This is a genomic window from Streptomyces platensis, from assembly GCF_008704855.1.
Lineage (GTDB): Bacteria > Actinomycetota > Actinomycetes > Streptomycetales > Streptomycetaceae > Streptomyces > Streptomyces platensis.
Window position 1 is genome coordinate 8,225,423 of sequence record NZ_CP023691.1, and the last position, 17,964, is coordinate 8,243,386.

General features: G+C 71.9%; 17 protein-coding genes. 13 read left to right on the top strand and 4 right to left on the bottom strand.

All coding sequences use genetic code 11. The features are described 5' to 3' along the window. The first annotated feature begins 123 nt into the window (after nt 1-123). Entirely contained in the window at nt 124-1,452 is a 1,329-nt protein-coding gene (locus CP981_RS36375; RefSeq protein WP_244329957.1) for a serine hydrolase domain-containing protein, read from the top strand. 22 nt (nt 1,453-1,474) lie between these two features. On the opposite strand, the gene CP981_RS36380 is transcribed toward CP981_RS36375, so the two are convergent. Beyond that, nucleotides 1,475-1,810 (bottom strand): hypothetical protein, encoded by a 336-nt coding sequence (locus tag CP981_RS36380; RefSeq protein ID WP_085926026.1) that lies wholly within the window; start codon nt 1,808-1,810, stop codon nt 1,475-1,477. 198 nt (nt 1,811-2,008) lie between these two features. Here CP981_RS36380 and CP981_RS36385 point away from each other — a divergent pair, with 198 nt between their 5' ends. Both CP981_RS36385 and CP981_RS36390 read left to right on the top strand, forming a co-directional pair. Next, nucleotides 2,009-2,551, top strand: a complete 543-nt coding sequence (locus CP981_RS36385; RefSeq protein ID WP_085926025.1) for a P-loop nucleotide/nucleoside kinase family protein — start codon at nt 2,009-2,011, stop codon at nt 2,549-2,551. Nucleotides 2,552-2,711: 160 nt separating this feature from the next. Further along, entirely contained in the window at nt 2,712-3,701 is a 990-nt protein-coding gene (locus tag CP981_RS36390) for an ornithine cyclodeaminase family protein (RefSeq protein ID WP_085926024.1), read from the top strand. A 431-nt stretch (nt 3,702-4,132) separates the two neighbouring features. On the opposite strand, the gene CP981_RS36395 is transcribed toward CP981_RS36390, so the two are convergent. Further along, complete coding sequence (locus CP981_RS36395; protein WP_085926023.1) at nt 4,133-5,167, bottom strand: questin oxidase family protein; 1,035 nt, start codon at nt 5,165-5,167, stop codon at nt 4,133-4,135. Between the two features lie 508 nt (nt 5,168-5,675). On the opposite strand from CP981_RS36395, the gene CP981_RS36400 reads away from it, so the two are divergent. The 10 genes from CP981_RS36400 (at nt 5,676) to CP981_RS36440 (ending at nt 16,658) form a co-directional block, all read left to right on the top strand. Next, nucleotides 5,676-7,394, top strand: a complete 1,719-nt coding sequence (locus CP981_RS36400) for a WD40 repeat domain-containing protein (protein ID WP_085926022.1) — start codon at nt 5,676-5,678, stop codon at nt 7,392-7,394. Between the two features lie 10 nt (nt 7,395-7,404). After that, nucleotides 7,405-8,091, top strand: a complete 687-nt coding sequence (ribA, locus tag CP981_RS36405) for a GTP cyclohydrolase II RibA (RefSeq protein ID WP_244329958.1) — start codon at nt 7,405-7,407, stop codon at nt 8,089-8,091. After that, complete coding sequence (gene ribD, locus CP981_RS36410) at nt 8,088-9,212, top strand: bifunctional diaminohydroxyphosphoribosylaminopyrimidine deaminase/5-amino-6-(5-phosphoribosylamino)uracil reductase RibD (protein ID WP_085926021.1); 1,125 nt, start codon at nt 8,088-8,090, stop codon at nt 9,210-9,212. The genes ribA and ribD overlap by 4 nt, the downstream gene beginning before the upstream one ends. Before the next feature lie 7 nt (nt 9,213-9,219). Continuing rightward, nucleotides 9,220-10,230 (top strand): formylglycine-generating enzyme family protein, encoded by a 1,011-nt coding sequence (locus CP981_RS36415; RefSeq protein ID WP_085926020.1) that lies wholly within the window; start codon nt 9,220-9,222, stop codon nt 10,228-10,230. A 6-nt stretch (nt 10,231-10,236) separates the two neighbouring features. Beyond that, nucleotides 10,237-11,325 carry a glycosyltransferase family 4 protein gene (locus CP981_RS36420; RefSeq protein WP_085926019.1) on the top strand — a complete coding sequence of 363 codons (1,089 nt, stop codon included), beginning with the start codon at nt 10,237-10,239 and terminating at the stop codon, nt 11,323-11,325. A 92-nt stretch (nt 11,326-11,417) separates the two neighbouring features. Then, the gene (locus CP981_RS36425) at nt 11,418-12,350 is read left to right on the top strand and encodes a nucleoside hydrolase (protein WP_085926018.1); all 933 of its coding nucleotides are present in this window, start codon (nt 11,418-11,420) and stop codon (nt 12,348-12,350) included. A gap of 28 nt (nt 12,351-12,378) precedes the next feature. Beyond that, nucleotides 12,379-13,797 carry an MFS transporter gene (locus tag CP981_RS36430; protein ID WP_085926017.1) on the top strand — a complete coding sequence of 473 codons (1,419 nt, stop codon included), beginning with the start codon at nt 12,379-12,381 and terminating at the stop codon, nt 13,795-13,797. Further along, nucleotides 13,794-14,600 (top strand): hypothetical protein, encoded by an 807-nt coding sequence (locus tag CP981_RS38020; protein WP_158092664.1) that lies wholly within the window; start codon nt 13,794-13,796, stop codon nt 14,598-14,600. Before CP981_RS36430 ends, CP981_RS38020 begins: the two co-directional genes overlap by 4 nt. Beyond that, a complete protein-coding gene (locus CP981_RS36435) occupies nt 14,597-15,958 on the top strand; it encodes an NCS2 family permease (RefSeq protein WP_158092663.1) in 1,362 nt (453 codons plus the stop codon). The genes CP981_RS38020 and CP981_RS36435 overlap by 4 nt, the downstream gene beginning before the upstream one ends. A 34-nt stretch (nt 15,959-15,992) precedes the next feature. Then, complete coding sequence (locus tag CP981_RS36440; RefSeq protein ID WP_085926014.1) at nt 15,993-16,658, top strand: HD domain-containing protein; 666 nt, start codon at nt 15,993-15,995, stop codon at nt 16,656-16,658. A 99-nt stretch (nt 16,659-16,757) separates the two neighbouring features. Here the strand turns inward: CP981_RS36440 and CP981_RS36445 are convergent, their stop codons facing one another. Next, complete coding sequence (locus tag CP981_RS36445; protein WP_150522386.1) at nt 16,758-17,279, bottom strand: hypothetical protein; 522 nt, start codon at nt 17,277-17,279, stop codon at nt 16,758-16,760. Nucleotides 17,280-17,416: 137 nt separating this feature from the next. Then, nucleotides 17,417-17,953 carry a GNAT family N-acetyltransferase gene (locus CP981_RS36450; protein WP_085926013.1) on the bottom strand — a complete coding sequence of 179 codons (537 nt, stop codon included), beginning with the start codon at nt 17,951-17,953 and terminating at the stop codon, nt 17,417-17,419. Nucleotides 17,954-17,964: the final 11 nt, after the last annotated feature.

The window sequence follows — 17,964 nt, forward strand, 5'->3', positions numbered from 1 at the left end:
GGCACGCCCCCCGAACGGCCTGGGGCAGGGAGGGCATGTGGTCAAGATGCCCTGCGACCAGGCCTCTTGACTCCCGTGAACAACCGTGAACTGATGTGGAGGGGTGCGACGGGGAGGGGCGACATGCTGGACGGGCTGAGCGAGTTCTGTGCCGAGGCGCTGGCGGAGCACGGGTGTCCGTCGGTCTCCCTCGCGGTGGCCGAACGCGGCGAGGTGGTGCACGCCGCCGCCTACGGGACGGCCGATCTCGCCACCGGCCGCCCGGCCACGCCGGACACGGTGTATGGGCTGGCGTCCATCACCAAACCGATCACCGCAACCGCCGTCTGCCACGCGGCCGACGAAGGACTCCTGGACCTGGACGCCCCCGTTCCGCTCCCGGGCGCCGACGGCGGGCCGGCTCCCACCGCACGCCAACTGCTCCAGCACCGCGGCGGATTGGGCGCGTACTACGACTGGGACTACGGCGACAACGAGCGGATACCCGACCCGGACCGCTACGCCGTGCCCTACCGCGCGCCGGGCACCGGCTTCGGCTATGCCAACCTCGGCTACCGCCTCCTCGGCCGGCTGCTGGAACAGGCCACCGGCCAGGAACTGGGCGCCTGCGTCCGCGAACGGGTCTTCGCGCCGCTCGGGCTCACCGCCTGCGACCTCGCGCGGGTGTACCCGGGCCCGGCACCGTCGGCGCAGAGGTACACGCCCGACGGCCGTGCCTACCCCGACTACGGTTGCAGCCACCCGGGCGCCACCCTCGGCTGGGCCCCGGCCGGTGAGCTGGCGCTGTTCGCCCAGTCGTACGACCGGCTGCTGAAGCCGGAGACCGCGGCGGCCGTACGGCACGCACTGCCGGTCAACGAGCATCTGGGGTACGGGCTCGGCTGGTGCCTGTCCTCGGGCGACGGGCCGCTGGTGCAGAGCCACGGCGGTGGCGGGCCCGGCGTGGCCGCGATGGCCGTCGCCGTACCCGAGCGGCAGCTCTCCGTCGTGGTGCTCACCAACTCCACCAACAAGGCGGCCCGCGACGCGATCCTCCGGTACGTGCTGGATGAACTGGCCCCGGACTGCACCCCCGAGTCGATCACACCCCTGATCGCCGATCCGGCACGCCCGATGACGCTGCCGGAGGGCGACTGGACGGGCCGGATCAGCGCACCCGAACGGGACGTGCCGCTCACCCTCCGCGTGCTGCCGGACCGTCAGGTCACCCTCCGGCTGGACGGCGTGCGCGCCACCGCCCCGGCGACCGCCACGGAGGCCTGGGACCTGCGCGCCTCCTTCCCGTTGCAGCTACCGACCACCGACGCCCGGATCAGCAGCCCGGAGCTGGGACTGGCCCTCCGGCTCGCCGACGGCGCGCTGACCGGTGAGGCCCACGCCTACAAGAACGGCGACACCGAGGGCCGGCTCGGCAACTTCCTGAGCCACCCCTGCACCCTGGCCCCGGCCTGAACGGCCGCCCCCGCAGGGCGCCTCAGCGGTTACAGCTGTAGTGCCCCCTGTGCCACTGCTTCTCCCAGTGGCCGGGGTGCCAGTGCTTGCTCCAGTGGCCCTTGTGCCAGTGGTGGTGGCCGTCGTACCAGCCCGAGTGCCACCGGTACTCCCAGTGCCCCTGGTGCCAGTGCTTGGTCCAGTGGCCGGGGTGCCAGCTGCACTTGGCATGAATCTGCTGTCCGGCCGCGGTGGCCGTGTCCGGTGCGGCGGGCGTCGCCGCCGCCGACATGCCCGCGGTCCCGACGGCGGCTCCACCGGCCAGCAGCGCGCCGGCCAGGGCCGCCGCGAAGGAGCGCCTCACCTGCTGTGCCCGCATGGGGTCCACATCTCCTCTCCGAGCTCCGCGGCTCGTGAAGGGGCGCTCCCCGACGGCGCCGTGACGAGCGCGCAGTGGATACAGATAAAAGCGGCATAAATAAAATTTACCTCAGGTCACGGCAAATCGGCCCGGTTGCTTTGGGTGGCGGGCGGTGACTCACCGGTGTCGCGCGGTGTGGGCCGCTAGGTTGGCGTCATGGTCACCGTCCTCGTCAACGGCCTGCCCGGAGCCGGAAAGACGACGCTTGCGCGGGCACTGGCGGACGCCCTGACGCTCCCGCTCTTCAGCAAGGACGCGGTCAAGGAGACCCTGGCGGACACCCTCGCAGCGGTACGTCCCCACGCGTGCACCCCTCGTGAGTGGAGCCGGATCCTGGGCGCCGCAGCGGGCGAGAGCCTGTGGACGCTCCTCGCCGACGCCCGGGGCGCGGCCGTCCTGGAGTCTCCGTGGCCGGCGCCGCTGCGTCCCGTCGTCCGGGCCGGTCTGCGGCGGGCGGGGGTGACGGCGGTGACCGAGGTGTGGTGCGACGTACCGCTGGAGGTGGCCCGTGCCCGCTTCGCCGCAAGGGCCGCCGGCCGGCACCCGGTGCACCGCGAAAGCTCCGGCGCCCACGACGGCGACTGGGACGTATGGGCCGTCGGAGCCGAACCGCTCGGCCTGGGCACGGTCCACCGCGTGGACACCACCCGGCCCGTCGATGTCCCGGCCCTCGCGGCCCTGCTGGGGGGCACTCCCTGAGGGAGTTGGTCGCTGGGGGAGAGGTAGAGTGGTTCCACGCCACGGAACCGGGTCAGCACCCGGGGCGCCTGCGCGCAGACGGGAGCGCGCGAAGGGACTACGGTCGGTTCCTCGGCCCGGCGGAGTCGGTCGGGCAGCTCTGATCAGGAGGTGGAGCCGGATGCTGGTACTGGGGCGTTCGCAGGTCGAGGCGCTGCTCGAAATGGACGCGCTGATCGACGCGCTGGCGTCGGCGATGACGGATCTCAGTGCGGGCCGTGCTTCTGCCCCGGACCGTGTCGCCGTGACGGTACCCGAGCGGGACGCCTTCCTGGCGGCCATGCCCGGCCATGTTCCGTCGGCCGGAGTGCTGATGAGCAAGCTGGTCTCCGTCTTCCCGCAGAACGGCGGGACCCCCGTGCCGACCCACCAGGCGCTGATCGTCGCCTTCGATCCGCACACCGGAGAACCCACGGCGCTGCTGGACGGTACGGCGATCACCGCGGCCCGGACCGCCGCCGGTTCGGCGCTCTCGGCGCGCCTGCTGGCTCGTGAGGACGCCTCGGTGCTGGCCGTTCTGGGCACCGGCGCACAGGCCCGGTCGCACGCCGAGGCGATGTGCCGGGTCCGCCCGATCCGGCAGATCCGGGTGGCCGGCCGCGACCGGACGAAGGCGGCCGCGCTGGCCGACGAACTGTCCGCCGCACTCCAGATCCCCGTCGAGGCGGCGGCCACCTGGGCCGAGGCGCTCGACGGTGCCGACATCGCCGCCGCGACCACCCACTCCGTCGAACCCGTCATCCGCCGTTCCTGGCTGACACCCGGAGTGCATGTGACCTCGGTGGGCTTCAACCCCGACGGCCGGGAGATCGACGATGCCACGGTCGCCGAAGCGCTGGTGTGCGTCGAGTCGCGGCAGGCGGCGCTGGCCCCCTTCCCCGCGGGCAGCAACGATCTGCTGGGCCCGCTCCGCGACGGCGTCATCACCGAAGGGCATGTGCACGCCGAGCTGGGCGAACTCCTCGCCGGAAACAAGCCGGGCCGCTCCTCGGACCAGCAGATCACCCTCTACAAATCCGTCGGGGTGGCGGTGCAGGACGCCGCGGCCGCGGCCCTGGTCGTCGCGGCCGCCCGGGAGCGGTCGGTCGGGGCGGAGATCGGGCTGGAGTGAATTCTCACCCGCCCAATGAAGCGTAGCCAATTCCCATCCGGCTGTCCCCGCCGGGTGTGTTGCCGAGTTGCATGGGGGATATTACGTGACGGAATAGCACCTGGTCATTCCGAAGTAGCTCTAGTCGCCACTGAGTTGGGGGTGATCCGCAGGGTGGGAATAAGAGAAAGCAGAGAGTGCTGACCGCTGCCGGCGTCCCTTGTTCAGGAGGATTTGCAGAATTTGGTGATCCAGTTGTTGGGCTGTCCTTCACCGGGTGCGGGGGCGCGCCATACATACCAGTCGCGCCGAGGACTTCCAGGACGTCCACCATGTCACCGAAGAGGGGCCCCTGGGGTGATACCGGATGGCGCATCCAAAATTCTCCATGAGGGCCCGCGTCCCGCCACCAGGACCGCTTGCGCGGGGCGCCGCGCCCCGCCCGCTCACCTTCAGAAGGATCCGGTTTCGCAGCGCCGGACCCAGTCGGTCGCGGCGATCGCGTATGTCGGATCGGGGCTCAGCCGGTCCTCCCGGCGGCAGGCCTCCACGTACTTGATGGCGTGTGGGTCCTCGGTTGCCAGGGCGCGTTCGGCGAGCGTGGCGTAGTCCTGGGCCGGCTCCTCGGGGTGGTGCTCGCGTTGTCCTGTGCCGTAGGCGCTGCGGATGGCGGCTGAGAAGCGGACCGCGGCGGTGACGCTGGGCCAGTGGAGTTCGGTGGGCAGGCTCGGGAGCACGAGGCGTACGGCGGCGGGGGTGGTGAGGGCGTGTACGAAGGCCATCGGGGTTTTGTGGTCGTCGGTGAGGTAGCTTGCGGCGGCGGCCCTGGTGAGCCGGCTGAGTGCGCGGTCGGCGTCGTCGTCGAGGCGCAGGGAATCCACGGCCGGCGCGAAGTCCGGTTCGAGCCAGACCGTTTCGAGCCGGATCCGGAAGATCATGCCCATGCCCTGGTCGCTGCGCAGCTTGGGGACCGCCTCCCATGCCTGCGCCAGATCCCGTTTGCGCGGGGTGGACGGTTCCTCGGGGAGCTCCTGGTAGCGGGCGGCCCAGTAGCCGAGCCCACGGGCGAGCTCCTCGATGCGCCAGGGGCCGGTGGATTCCTTGAGCATCCGCACCGCGTGCCCGGTGCGGATGACGCCATGGCCGCCCCCCGCGGCGAAGCCCGGCAGCAGCCGGGGCCACCAGCGGGCGAGTACATCGGTCCAGGCGGCGCCGTCCAGTTCCCGCCGGAAGAATTCGGTCCAGTCCCCAAGGAGCCGCATATTGCCCAGGGCCGGGCGCCAGTTGTCGTGGGTGATCTCTTGGAATCGTCCATAGGTGTCCTCGTAGAGCACCTTCCGGTACGAGCTCACCCAGGCCCCGATCGCCGCGGTGTGCCCGAGCTGTCCCAGGGCTTCCGCCGCCATGGGGCCGTGATTGCTCACTCCGGGGCCGAACTCGGGGCCGGAGTTGCTGAGGTACTTCAGTGCGCCGTCCAGGTCGTTCACTGTGCCCCCTAGATCGATTCCTCTTCATGGAAGAACGCGGCGGGCAGTTCAGCAATATGGCCCGCCGTATTGGCCGGATTCCGGAGTGGGTGGGAGGTGTGTCGTCCGGGATTGTGCGGCGCGGGTGAGCGGATTTCGGCAGGGGCGCACAACGTGGTGCGGGCGAGCCGGTGCGGGATCGTACAGGCGGGGGCGGTGCGGGCGGCGGGCCCGGCTATTAGATCTTGGCGTGATTCAGGGGCTGCTTTTCGTCGGCGCAAGCCAGTGAAATCAAGACAGTTGGCCAATCGCCGTTGACGTGGGTATGTGACAAAAACTAGTGTCCTGCTTCGGCCCGGAATGGGCCTCATTTATTCGCTGGTCGATTCTGATTTCTTTTTCGTTGGCGTGAGTCTCGCCGGCTGGTCATTCGGCGTTATCGCCCACCATCCGCTGTGGTGCCCTATCACCGCACGGGCGCACCGGCATGCCCCATTGCGGGTCGGATACGTAACGACGAGGAGAATGCATGATCAAGCACACTTCGCCGATCAGTGGAATCGACGCACATGGCGATCTGGTGGTGACCGCCGGCTATGACAACCGGGTAATTCTCTGGAATGCGGTGACTCACACCGCCATCACCGAGGCGCGCCACGACCACCTCGCCAACCAGTGCCGGTTCTCCGCGTCCGGCCGGATCGTGGTGACGTCGAGCAGCGACTATTCCGCCCGCTTATGGTCCGTGCCCGATCTGCGTCTCATCACGGTGCTCACGGACCAGAAGGACGACGTGGAGATGACCGTGATCTCCCCCGACGAAACCCGGGTGGCGACGGCCTCCCGCGATCACGTCGCCCGCATCTACGACCTGGACGGGCGGCTGATCCACCGGCTGGAAGGGCATGAGGCGGACGTGCTGTCCGTCGAATGGGTGCGGAACGGCACCGAGTTGGTGACCACCAGCGACGACGGAACGGTCCGCCGATGGGACAGCGCCGACGGCACCCTGTTGCGCACCATCGACCTCGGGGACGTCGAAACGGACACCGTCGCGGTGCTGGGTGTGGACAGCTTCGCGCTCGGTAACGACGAGGGCGAGCTGATCCTGATCGACCCGTCCGGGACCCGGCGCCACCGGGTGCACGACGCCGGCATCAAACGGCTCGCGTACGACGCCGAGGCCGGCATCCTCCTCAGCTCCAGCTACGACCGCACCGTACGGCTGTGGCGCCTGGACCAGGGCGGGGACCCGGCGCATCTGCTGTCGAGTGAGGTGCCGGCCGACGTCTGGCTGCGCTCCTGCGCCAAACTGAGCGCCACCCGCTGGGTCTTCGGCACCTTCGGGTCGAGTTACGCGGTCTTCGACCGGGACGGCGGGACCTGGGACCTGACCGCCGTCGAGCCCACACCGGGACTGAACGCGGTCGCGAGCACCCCCACGGGACGGTTCACGGTGGGCGACAGTGGCACGGTCCGGCGGGACGGCGAGGTGGTCGCCGAACTCGGCAGCTGCTGCAACTTCGTCACCGCCGTCGCGGGCACCGTCGTGAGCGGCGGCCAGCTCGGCGCCCTCTACGACGCGACCACCGGCGCCCTGCTGTACCGGCACCGCTCCCCGCTCAACTGCGCCGCCGTCCACACCACTTCGGACGGCGAGACGCTGATCGTCGGCACCTACACCGGTGAGGCCCTGGTCCTGCGGGATGCGGACGGCACCGGACTGAAGCTGGTCGATGTGCAGCGCATCCAGGACAACGCCGTCAAGGGGATCGCCGTCCAGGGAGAGGTGCTCTTCAGCGTGTGTGCCACCGGCGCCGCGAGATGGCACGCCCTGCCGGACCTGAAGCTCCTGGCCGCGAACGAAGCGGCACACGCCCGTATAGCCAACGCCGCGGACGCCTTGCCCGACGGCCGCTTCGTCAGCGTGGGCCGCGATCTGACGCTCCGGATCTGGACCGCCGCCGGTGAGGAACAGGCCGTGGTGACGACCCCGCACCGCAACAGCATCAAGTGCGTCGCGGTCGACCCGCACACCGGACTGATCGCGACGGGCGGCTACCACGGACGGGTCGCCGTCCACGACCCCGCGGCCGGCACCTGGGTGTGCGACGAACGGCCCACGACCGCCGGGATCTCGGCACTGGCCCCGGCCGGCTCACCAGGCCGGTTCCTGGCCTCCTCCTACGACGGCCGGGTCTACTGCGTCGAGGCGGCCACCGCCGTGCCGTCCGCCCGGAACCGGTAGGGGCCGCCCGATGACGACATCCGATGAGGCGGTGGTGGTCCGCCTCGCGAGCGCCCCGGTCCCGGTCGGCGCCACCCTGATGCAGCTGACCGTCTTCGGGCAGGTCGGCGCGGACGGCCGGGAGACGGAAGAAGTGGTCACCCTGCGGACCCTCGCACCACGCAGCGAATCCGCAGCCCCGCCGATCGTGCGCATCCACAGTGCCTGCTTCACCGGCGATGTACTCGGCTCCGAGAAGTGCGACTGCGGGCCCCAGCTCTCCGCCGCGCTGGCCGCCATCGTCCGGTCGTACAACGGGGTGCTCGTCTATATGCTCCGGCAGGAAGGGCGCGGCATCGGGCTGGCGAACAAGATCCGTGCCTATGCGCTCCAGTCGGTGGGGCACGACACCATCAGCGCCAACCTCGCCCTCGGCTTCCCCGCGGAGAGCCGGGACTTCCGGATGGCCGCCGACTGCCTGCGGCACCTGGGCATCACCCGGGTACGCCTGATGACGAACAACCCGGAGAAGGTCGCCCAGCTCGCCGCACAGGGAACGGTGGTCGAGGACCGGGTGCCGCTCGGCGGTTTCCGCACCCCGTTCAACGAGGCCTATCTGGAAGTCAAGGACCGGCTGATGGGCCATCTCGACGCGCTGGGCACGGCACAGCAGGTCACCGACCTCCGGGCGGCTCTGCCGGGGCAGGTGCCGCAGTGACCCCGGACGGTTCCGAGGCCGGCCGGGCCTTCTCCGACAGCGAGCGGGCCGCGATGCGCCGCGCCGTGACGCTGGCCCGGCGCGGGCTCGGCACGGTGGCACCGAACCCGGCCGTCGGGGCGGTGATCCTCGACCCCAACGGCCGGACGGCGGGGGAGGGGTGGCACCGGAAGGCCGGGGGCCCGCACGCCGAGGTCCACGCACTGCGCGCCGCGGGCGCCCGCGCCGAGGGCGGCACCGCCCTGGTCACCCTCGAACCGTGCAGCCGGCAGGGCCGTACCGGCCCCTGCACCCAGGCACTGCTCCAGGCCGGAATCCGCCGGGTGATCTACGCCGTACCCGACCCCACCCTCTCCGGCGAGGGCGTCACGGCACTGCGCCGCTCCGGAGTCGAGGTGCGCTCCGGGCTGCTCGCGGAGCAGGCCGCGGAAGCCAATCACGCCTGGCTGACCGCCGTGGTCACCCGGCGGCCGCATATCACCCTCAAACTCGCCACCACCCTCGACGGGCGGATCGCCGCACGCGACGGATCCAGCCGCTGGATCACCGGCCCGCACGCCCGCCGCGACACCCACCGGCTGCGGGCCCGGGTCGACGCGATCGCCGTCGGCAGCAGCACCGTCCTGGCCGACGACCCCGCCCTCACCGCACGCACCGTCGCCGGCCGCCCGGGCGCCCGGCAGTCGGTCCGGGTGGTCTTCGACCGCCGGCTGCGCACCCCCGCCCGTTCCCGGCTCGCCTCCGACGGAGCGGCCCCCACCTGGATCCTCACCACCCGCCCCGCGGCGGACCACGCACTCGGGTCGGCCGAGCCGGTCACCATCGGCCCCGGACCGCGCTATCTCACCGAGGCCCTGCACGCGCTGTACGACCGGGGCATCCGGTCGCTGCTCGTCGAGGGCGGGGCCACGCTGGCCGGTGCCCTGCTCGGCGAGGGGCTGGTGGACCGGGTGATCTGGTACAGCGCCCCCCGGCTGCTCGGCCAGGACGGCGCCCCCGCGGTCCGCGGCCTCGACGTCCCTTCCTGCGCCGGGGCCCCGGGCTTCCGCGTCCTCGGCGTGCGCCGGGTCGGCGAGGACGTACGCACCGTACTGGAGCCGGATTCCGTCCGCAGGAGGTAGGAGCGACATGTCCCACATCGTGCACAGGAACCTGGTCGACGCCGATATCAACGCCCTGACCGACCGAGCGGCCATGGGGCTGCCGGAAGGCTATGTGGAACCGAGGGCCGAGCGCCTGGCGGACTTCCCGCGGCTGGCCGGCCGCCCGGCCGAGCAACTCGCCGCCCTGGTCGAGGATCCGTCCCTCACCCTCGAAGCGCGCCTGGCCGCGGGCACCGCACTGGCTCTCACGGGCGACCCGCGGACCCGCTGGGACGCCCCGGACATGCTGCCCGTCCCCGCGGGCCGGGCGCTCATCGGCACACCCGAGAGCGCGGTCGACGCCCTGCATGCCGACTCCGCCCGGTTCGGTGTGCAGCGGTCCTGGGTGGCGAAGGAATGCCCACGGCACACGGTGGAGATCGCGGCCTTCCACCTCGCCAAGTACCCCGTCACCAACGAGGAGTTCGCGGTCTTCCTCAAGGACACCGGCCACGCCGGGCTGCCGAGCAACTGGAACTACGGACGCTACGACCCCGCCGCCGCCAACCACCCCGTCTACACGGTCACCGCGGAGGCCGCCGACTGGTACGCGGACTGGCTGAGCCGGCGGACCGGCCGCCGCTTCCGGCTGCCCACCGAGCAGGAATGGGAGTACGCCGCGGGCGGGCCGGACGGGCTGCGGCACCCCTGGGGGGACACCTGGGACGCCGCCGCGGCCAACACACTGGAGACGGGCCTGCTGATGAGCAGCCCGGTCGGGGCCTTCCCCGGCGGCCGGTCGTGGTGCGGTGCCCTGGACCTGGCCGGCAATGTCGAGGAGTACACCAGCAGCACCTACGAGCCCTACCCGGGAGGGGAGGTGGTGCGGGACGACCTGTATCTGCGGCTCGGTGCCTACCGCATCGCCCGGGGCGGGGCCTTCAACCGGTTCCGGGATCTTGCCCGGTGCCAGCGCCGGCACGGCCCCTACCCGCGCTCGCTGTACGCGATGGGGTTCCGGCTGGCCGAGGACGTCCCGATGACCGAGGAGGGCTGACGCGCGGTGCGCATCGTCCATGTCCACTGGACCGGACTACCGGTCACCGGCGGCGTAGAGACCCATCTGCGGGCGGTCGTCGGCCAGCTCGGCGCCCTGCCGTGCGACGTCCGGGCCGTCGTCGGCACCCCGCGGTCACCGGACTGCGACTATGACCCGGCCCTCGACATCGAGGTCCCGTTCGACCCGGCCGGTATCGCCGCGCTCGCCGAGCGGTGCCTGAGCGCCGACGTCGTGCACTGGCACAACCCGCAGTGGCACAAGCCCGACGTCGTGACCGCCCTCGTGGCGCGGCTGCGGGAATGCCGCTGGCCCGGCCGCTTCGTCTTCGATCTGCACAACATCGACGAACAGCCGGAGCGGTGGGCGTTCCTCGCCGGGCTCCCCGGCCCGCTCGTCGTGCACTCCGCGTTCGTGGCCGGCGAGGTCCGGCGCAGACTGCCCGCGGCCGAGGTCACCACCCTGCCCCTGGCGCTGTCGCTGATCGAAGCCCCCTTCCGGCTCCCCGGCGGAGCGGGCGGCACCACCGTGCTGCAACCCAGCCGGATGACCCGGTGGAAGGGCTCCCACCTGAGCCTGGAGGCGTCCCTGACGCTGCTGGACGAAGGCGCCGATCTGCACTTCGTGCACGCGGGAACCCAGCACCTCATCTGGCCGCCCGGCATCCCCGACGCCCTCCTGGAACGGGCCGCGGTCTGGCAGGAGAAGGGGCGGGTGCACTTCACCCACTACCGGCCCGAGCAGAGCTGGGCCGCGATCCGCGCCAGCGACCTCGTCATCCACCCGACCATCGACCGCGGCGCCCACGGCGAGCCGTTCTCGCTGTCCGTCGCCCAGGCCGTCATCTGCGGCCGCCGCATCATCGCCAGTGACTCGGGCAACCTGCCGCTGCTGCTGGGCGATTACTCGGCCGCCACCCTCGTCCCGGCGGGCGATGTCCGGGCGCTGACCGAGGCGCTCCGGGAAGCGGTGGACCGGCCGGCCGTCGCACCGACCACCGCGGACCGCGCCCTGGCCCAGCACCTCCGGGACGGCTTCGCCACCGCCGGCCGGCACCACCTGGCCTACTACCGGGCCCTCGCCGGTCCCGCGTGACGGACCGGGCGCCCGCACCCCGCCCGGCACCATGCCCCGTCGACCCGTCGACCCGCCGCACGTTTCCCGACCCACCCACCAGGGAGCCCCGCATGCCCACCCCCATCATCCTGGACTGCGACCCCGGCCACGACGACGCGATGGCCATCCTGCTCGCCGTCGGCGACCCCCGCGTGGAGCTGAAGGCCGTCACCACCAGCGCGGGCAACCAGACCGTGGCGAAGACCGCGCTCAACGCGCGGCGGATGTGCGCCCTCGCCAAGGCATTCGACGTCCCCGTCGCCGCCGGATATCCCAAGCCGCTCACCGGCATGCTGCTGATCGGCGACGATGTGCACGGCGAAACCGGCCTGGACGGCTGGGACTTCCCCGAACCGGAGGTGCCGCTGCACTCCGCGCACGCCGTGGACCTGATCCACGGCATCCTGGCCGACAGTCCCGAACCCGTCACCCTGGTGGTCACCGGACCGCAGACGAATATCGCCGGACTCCTCGCCCTGCACCCGGAGGACAAGGCGAAGATCAAGGAGATCGTCTGCATGGGAGGGGCCACCCACCGCGGCAACACCCTGCCCTACTCCGAGTACAACATCCTGGTCGACCCCGAGGCCGCCCACGAAGTACTCGCCACCGGAGTCCCCCTCACCTACTGCGGCCTCAACGTCACCCACCAGGCCCCGGTCACCCGCGAGGTGCTGGACCGCATCCTCGATGTCGGCACCCACATCAGCGAGGTGTCCGCGGCCCTCCTCGCCTTCCGTTCCCGTACCTACGACCAGATCTGGGATCTGCCCGACGCGCCCCTGCACGACCCCGTGGCCATCGCCCGGGTGCTCGACCCGAGCCTGGTGGACTGCGTCGAGGCCCCCGTCTCGATCGAATTGCGTGGCGAGTTCACCCGTGGCGCGACCGTCATCGACCTCTACGGTGTGACGGGGAGAGCCCCCAATGCCCTGGTGGCGACGCATCTGGACACCGAACGGTTCTGGGATGTGTTCCTGAAGGCGCTCGCCGCGCTGGGCTGACCTGTTGACCTACGGAGGCTGACCGACCGTGCCCGCTTCTCCCGTACCGACTCCGGGTGCCCGCTTACTCACGGCACTGGCCGGGGCACAGCTGCTGGTGGCGCTCGACTTCTCCATCATCTACGTCGCGCTCCCCGACATCGGCGGAAGCCTGCACTTCTCCGCGGTCGCGCTTCAGTGGATCGTCAGCGCCTACGCCATCTTCTTCGCCGGATTCCTGCTGCTGGGCGGACAGTTGGCCGATGTCTTCGGGCCCGGCCGGGTCTTCCTCACCGCCCAGCTGCTGTTCGCCGCGTCCTCGGTCGGCGCCGCGCTCTCGTCGTCCGCCGCCCCCCTCATCGCGGCGCGCGTCGGGCAGGGGGTGGCGGCCGCCCTGCTGGTGCCGGCGACGCTGGGGCTGCTCAGTTCCGCCTACCCGTCGGGGCCGGAACGGGACCGGGCGGTGAGCGTGTGGGGGACCACGGGCGCGGTCGGACTCGCCCTCGGTGTCACGGCCGGGGGCGGCATCCTCGAAGTGGCCTCCTGGCAGTGGATCTTCTGGATCAACCTCCCCATCGTGACGGTCTGTCTGCTCGCCGCCGGACGAGCGGTCCGCTCCACCACACATACGGAACGGGCCCCGCTCGCCACCGCGGCCACCCTCTCCGCCTGCGCCGCGGTCGTCGCCGTCGTCCTGGCCTGCACCGAACTCTCCCGCGCCCACCCCTCCCTGCCCGTCGTCGCCACCGCGCTGGTGGTGGCATCGCTCGCCGGCGGCGTCCTCATCCGCAGCCGGCGCCGGCCGCTGGTGCCCCGCGCCCTGCTCGGCGTACGGGCCCTCCAAGTGGCCTGCCTGGTCGCGGCGTTGTACATGGCGAGCTTCGGCGCCGAGTTCTACCTCGTCACCCTCTACCTCCAGGACGTCCGGGACTACAGCGCGCTCGCCGCGGGCATGGCCTTCCTGCCGCTGGCCGGGACCATCGTGGTGGGCAACACGGTCGCCGGCCGGCTGGCGGGCCGACTGCCGCTGGGGCGGCTGCTGTCCCTCGCCTACCTCACCGGAGCGGCCGGACTGGTGGTGCTCGCGCTGGCCGTCGGCACCCGGGGCGGCTACCCGGCGGGCATCCTGCCGGGGCTGCTGCTCAGCGGCTTCGGCCAGGGCATGGCGTTCACCGGCATGTTCATCACGGGCACCCGCGACCTCCCGCCGGAGAGCAACGGCACCGGGAGCGCCCTGGTCACCACGGCGCAGTACCTCGGCGGCTCCCTCGGCCTGGCACTGCTGGTCCTCCTCCACGGGGAGCATCCGATGGCCGGGGACTTCGTGTGGACCTTCTGCGCCACCGCGGTCATCGCCGCGGCCGCCGCGCCCGTGGCGCTCCTCCGCCTGCCGCGTACCGGGCCCACGCCCGCCCCCGTCTCCCCGCACGACCCCTCTTTCGAGCCACGGACCGGAGGTCATCGATGAACACCGCTCGCTTGCTCGACAGGCCCGGACTCCCGCCGGACGCCCGGCGCACGGTGGACGACTTCGAGAAGGAACACGACACCTACTTCAGCCACTTGGTCCACTTCGGTCCGGAGCTGCTGGACGCGCTGCACACCCCGGGGCCGCTGCCGGAGAACGTCAAAGTCGCCTCCGCTGCCCGCCCCGACGTGACCGAGCGGATGGCCACCGTCACGACCGTCGCCAACCTCCCCCGCCAGCAGGACGCCGACCGCACCCGCTACCTCCAGGCGCTGCTCGACATCTACGGCATGCTGCCCGTCCCGCCCGCCCACCGCGCCTCCGCATGGGGAACGACCGTCATAGCGCCGGAACGCGAAGGCCGCATACTCGCCGAACGACTCGGTGTCATGCCCCAGCGCCAGGGCTGGACGCCCCAGGCCAAGCGGATGCCGGTGGGCGGCGGACTGCTCGTCGGGGTGGACGAATGGCTGCCCTCGCAGGCCGACCGGCTGGTGATCATCGACGGTGTGGTGGCCAGCGGGGTGACCCTCATGGCCCTCATGCAGCTGACCGTCCGGCCCGGTGCCGACGTCGAGATCTTCACCTGCCACTCCACCCAGCAGGGCGCACTCGCCCTGGCGCGCTACGCCGAGCTGCTCCAGGTGTCGCTGACCCTTCACGTCGGCCATGTGTCGGGCGCGCTGAACGGAAAGTTCTACGCCGTGCGGCCGGACGCCCCCGAAGAGCTCGTGCTGGGCGATGTCGGCGACACCATCAGCCCGGTGGCGCCCGCCTCACCGCCCCGGGGGACCCCGGCGTGACCACGCCGGAAAGCCCGGGGCGCGACCCGGAACTGCTCCGGCGCCACGCCACGGCCGGGCCCGGAGCCGTCGACCGCTACTTCTCCCTGAGCGCGCGCGGCTCGACCTGGCGCCGTGAGATCGTCGCCGGGATATCGACGTTCCTGGCGCTCTCCTACATCGTGGTCGTCAACCCCGCCGTCCTCGCCCAGGGAGGCATCCCGCACTCCGCCGCCTTCGTCGCGACGGCGGCGGTCGGCGGCCTCGCCACCCTGGCCATGGGGCTGTGGGCCCGGCTCCCGTTCGCGGTGGCACCGGGCATGGAGATGAACGCGATGGTCGCCTTCTCCGTGGTCGGCACCCTCGCCTACACCTGGCCCCAGGCGCTGGGCATGGTGTTCTGGTCCGGAGTGGCGATGCTGGCGGTGTCGCTGCTGCGGCTGCGCGCGGCGGTGATCAACGCCATCCCGCCGGAGCTGCGGTCGGCCCTCGCCGCCGCGGTCGGCGCGTTCATCGGCCTGGTGGGGCTACAGATCGCGCACCTCGTCCGCACCTCCGACGGGCGGCTGTCCGGCCTGGGCGACTGGACGGGACCACCCGCCGTGGCGCTGTACCTCGGCCTCGCGGTCGCCCTGGTCCTGGACCGGCTCGGCGCGCGGGCCGCGGCCGTCCTGGGCGGTATCGCGGCCGCCGCGCTGTACTGCGCCGTCGCGGGCGTCCGCGCCGACGCGGTTCATGACGGCATCCACGGAAGCGGCGCGGCGCTCTTCCGCTTCGACCTCACCGTCCTCGCCGATCCCCGGGCATGGAGCGTCATCCTCGTCCTGTTCGCCCTCGACTTCTTCGGCAGCATCGCGAAAGTGGTGGGCCTCTCGGCGCATACCCCGTTGCAGGATGACCAGGGCCGGGTTCCCGGGATGCGCGAGGCGCTGCTGGTCGACGCCGGGGCCACCGTTGCCGGGTCCGCCGTGGGATCGTCCAGCTTCGTGGCGTTCGTGGAGAGCGCGGTCGGAATCCGCGCCGGTGCCCGGACCGGGATCGCGGCGGTGGTCACCGGACTGCTTCTGTTCTCCTGCCTGTTCCTCGGCCCGGTCCTGGTCCATGTCCCGGTGGAGGCCACCACGGGCGCCTTGGTCTTCGTGGCGGTCAAGATGCTGACCACCCGCCCGCCGGGGGGCACCGACCGCCTGGGCGTGACCGTCACGGTGACCGCCGTGGCCGTCACCGTCGCCACCCTCGCGATCGACCAGGCGATGGCCGCGGCCTTCGTGGTGAGCGTGGCCGCGAGCATCATCGGCCGCCGGCGGCCGCATCCCGCGCTCTGGGTGACGACGTTCTTGCTGATGGCCGGCGTCGTACTGCAATACCTCCACCGCTGACCGCCGCGTCCCGCACGCCTCCAAGGAGCCCGCCATGCCGCACGACGATGACCAGGACATCCCCCTGCTCGCCCAGTCCGTCCGGCAGCCCGACGGCACCCCCGAACGGCTGCGCCGCCAGATCGAGTTCATCATCGAGGCCGACCGGCTCAAGAACGTCTTCCGGCGCAGTCCGCTGCTGAGCGCGGACCGCAGGGAGAACGACGCCGAGCACTCGTGGCACCTCGCGCTGATGACCCTGGTGCTCACGGAGTACGCGGACGAACCCGTCGACACCAGCAAGGTGCTCGCCCTGGTCGTCGGGCACGACCTGGTGGAGATCTACGCCGGAGACACCTTCCTGTACGACACCGCGGCCGCCGCTGACCAGGAGGAACGGGAACAGCAGGCGGCGGACCAGCTCTTCGCGCTGCTGCCCGACGACCAGCGGGAGCATTTCCGGGCCCTGTGGGACGAGTTCGAGGCCCGGGTCACCCCCGAGGCACGTTTCGCCAAGGCCATGGACCGGCTCCAGCCGCTGCTGCTCAACTACGGCAACCGCGGCGGGACCTGGCGCACCCCCGGCGTCACGGAGGACGACGTACTCGCCCGCAAGTCCGTGATCAAAGACGCCTCCGCGGACCTCTGGCGCTACGCCCAGGACCTGATCCACACCGGCGCCGACAACGGCTGGGTACCCCGCGCCGACTCCCGCTCCTGACGCTCACCGGCCGGCACGGCGGGACCGATCCGGCGGCCGCACCGCCTCCTCGGTGTCCGTACCGACCCGGCGTCCGTACCGCTCAGCGTCCCTGCCGCCTCAGCGTCCGTACGTCCGATGACACAGCCGCAGCAGATCCCCCCGGACCCGGCCGGCCGCCATCCGGCACACCACACCGGGATCGATGGTCGAGCGGGGCCGCGGCGGCCGCCGGTGCGCACGCGGCGGCGTCGCCACATGATGCCGCTGCCCCGGCGCCGTGCGCGCCGGCACCGGACGCGGCCTCGACGCCACCGAATGCGTCGGCTGCGGCACCGGCCGTCCCACGGGCCGCCGTTCCGCCCGCTGCCCCGGCGCGGCGTGTCGCCGGGCGGCGTGCCCCTTCCGTGACGCCGCGGGCCGCTTCGCCTTCCGCCGTGCGGACGCCACATCCACCAGCCGCTCCCGCGCCGACCCCTGGCTGGGCAGCACCAGCGGCGAGGGCCGGGCCGGGGCGACCGTGCGTCCGCCCGACGCGGGGCCGGGGTCGGGCGGGGAGCCGTCGGCGGGAAGGGACACACAGCCGCCGACCGCGAGGAGAACGGCCGTCGCTGTGACGAGGCGAAGGAGGAGAGGGCGCACGCCTTCACGGTGTCGGAGGCCCGTGAGCTGTCCAAACGACGCGCCGGGCGGCCACGCGGACGAAGGACACATACGAACTCCCGTGGCACTCCCGAGCCGACGACGCCGTCGGCCGCACGGGGGCCGGCCCCCGTCGCTCACATGGGCAGTGACCGCAGCCGCACCGGTCCCACCGGCCACTGCGCCCCCTCGCGGAGCGGGATCCACATGGTCCGCAGCGGCATGATCGCGGTGGTTTCCTCGGGCTGCTCGACCTCCACGTCCTCATGGAGCTGCTGCCAGCCGAACCGCTCGTACAGGGGGAGGAGATGCGGCATACAGAAGAGGAGGCCGTATTCGTGTCCCATCGTGCGGGCGTGCTCCAGGGCGGCGGTCATGACGATCCGCGAGAGTCCTTCTCCTCGCAGGCCGGGCGCGACGATCACCCCGCCGACGCCGACCGCCCGGGTCTCCACGGAGCCGATCGACAGCGGAACCGTCACCAGGCCCGTGTGTGCCACGAGACGGCCGTCCCGTTTGATGCCGAAGTGCTCTTCCTTGGCCCGCCAGGTCAGCCCGGTCCAGGCGACCCCGAAGGCGTCCTCGCCGTCCCCGACGATGTCGCTCAGTTCCGTCCGTGTGAACCGCGTCAGCCGGACCACGGCCGGCGACGCGGAAGGCAGGTTCGCTGTCATTCCTCGATCTT

Coding starts and splice junctions, on each gene's coding strand:
- CP981_RS36375 (WP_244329957.1), top strand. CDS start 124: ATGCTGGACGGGCTGAGCGAGTTCTGTGCCGAGGCGCTGGCGGAGCAC.
- CP981_RS36380 (WP_085926026.1), bottom strand. CDS start 1,810: ATGCGGGCACAGCAGGTGAGGCGCTCCTTCGCGGCGGCCCTGGCCGGC.
- CP981_RS36385 (WP_085926025.1), top strand. CDS start 2,009: ATGGTCACCGTCCTCGTCAACGGCCTGCCCGGAGCCGGAAAGACGACG.
- CP981_RS36390 (WP_085926024.1), top strand. CDS start 2,712: ATGCTGGTACTGGGGCGTTCGCAGGTCGAGGCGCTGCTCGAAATGGAC.
- CP981_RS36400 (WP_085926022.1), top strand. CDS start 5,676: ATGATCAAGCACACTTCGCCGATCAGTGGAATCGACGCACATGGCGAT.
- ribA (WP_244329958.1), top strand. CDS start 7,405: ATGACGACATCCGATGAGGCGGTGGTGGTCCGCCTCGCGAGCGCCCCG.
- CP981_RS36415 (WP_085926020.1), top strand. CDS start 9,220: ATGTCCCACATCGTGCACAGGAACCTGGTCGACGCCGATATCAACGCC.
- CP981_RS36425 (WP_085926018.1), top strand. CDS start 11,418: ATGCCCACCCCCATCATCCTGGACTGCGACCCCGGCCACGACGACGCG.
- CP981_RS38020 (WP_158092664.1), top strand. CDS start 13,794: ATGAACACCGCTCGCTTGCTCGACAGGCCCGGACTCCCGCCGGACGCC.
- CP981_RS36440 (WP_085926014.1), top strand. CDS start 15,993: ATGCCGCACGACGATGACCAGGACATCCCCCTGCTCGCCCAGTCCGTC.
- CP981_RS36450 (WP_085926013.1), bottom strand. CDS start 17,953: ATGACAGCGAACCTGCCTTCCGCGTCGCCGGCCGTGGTCCGGCTGACG.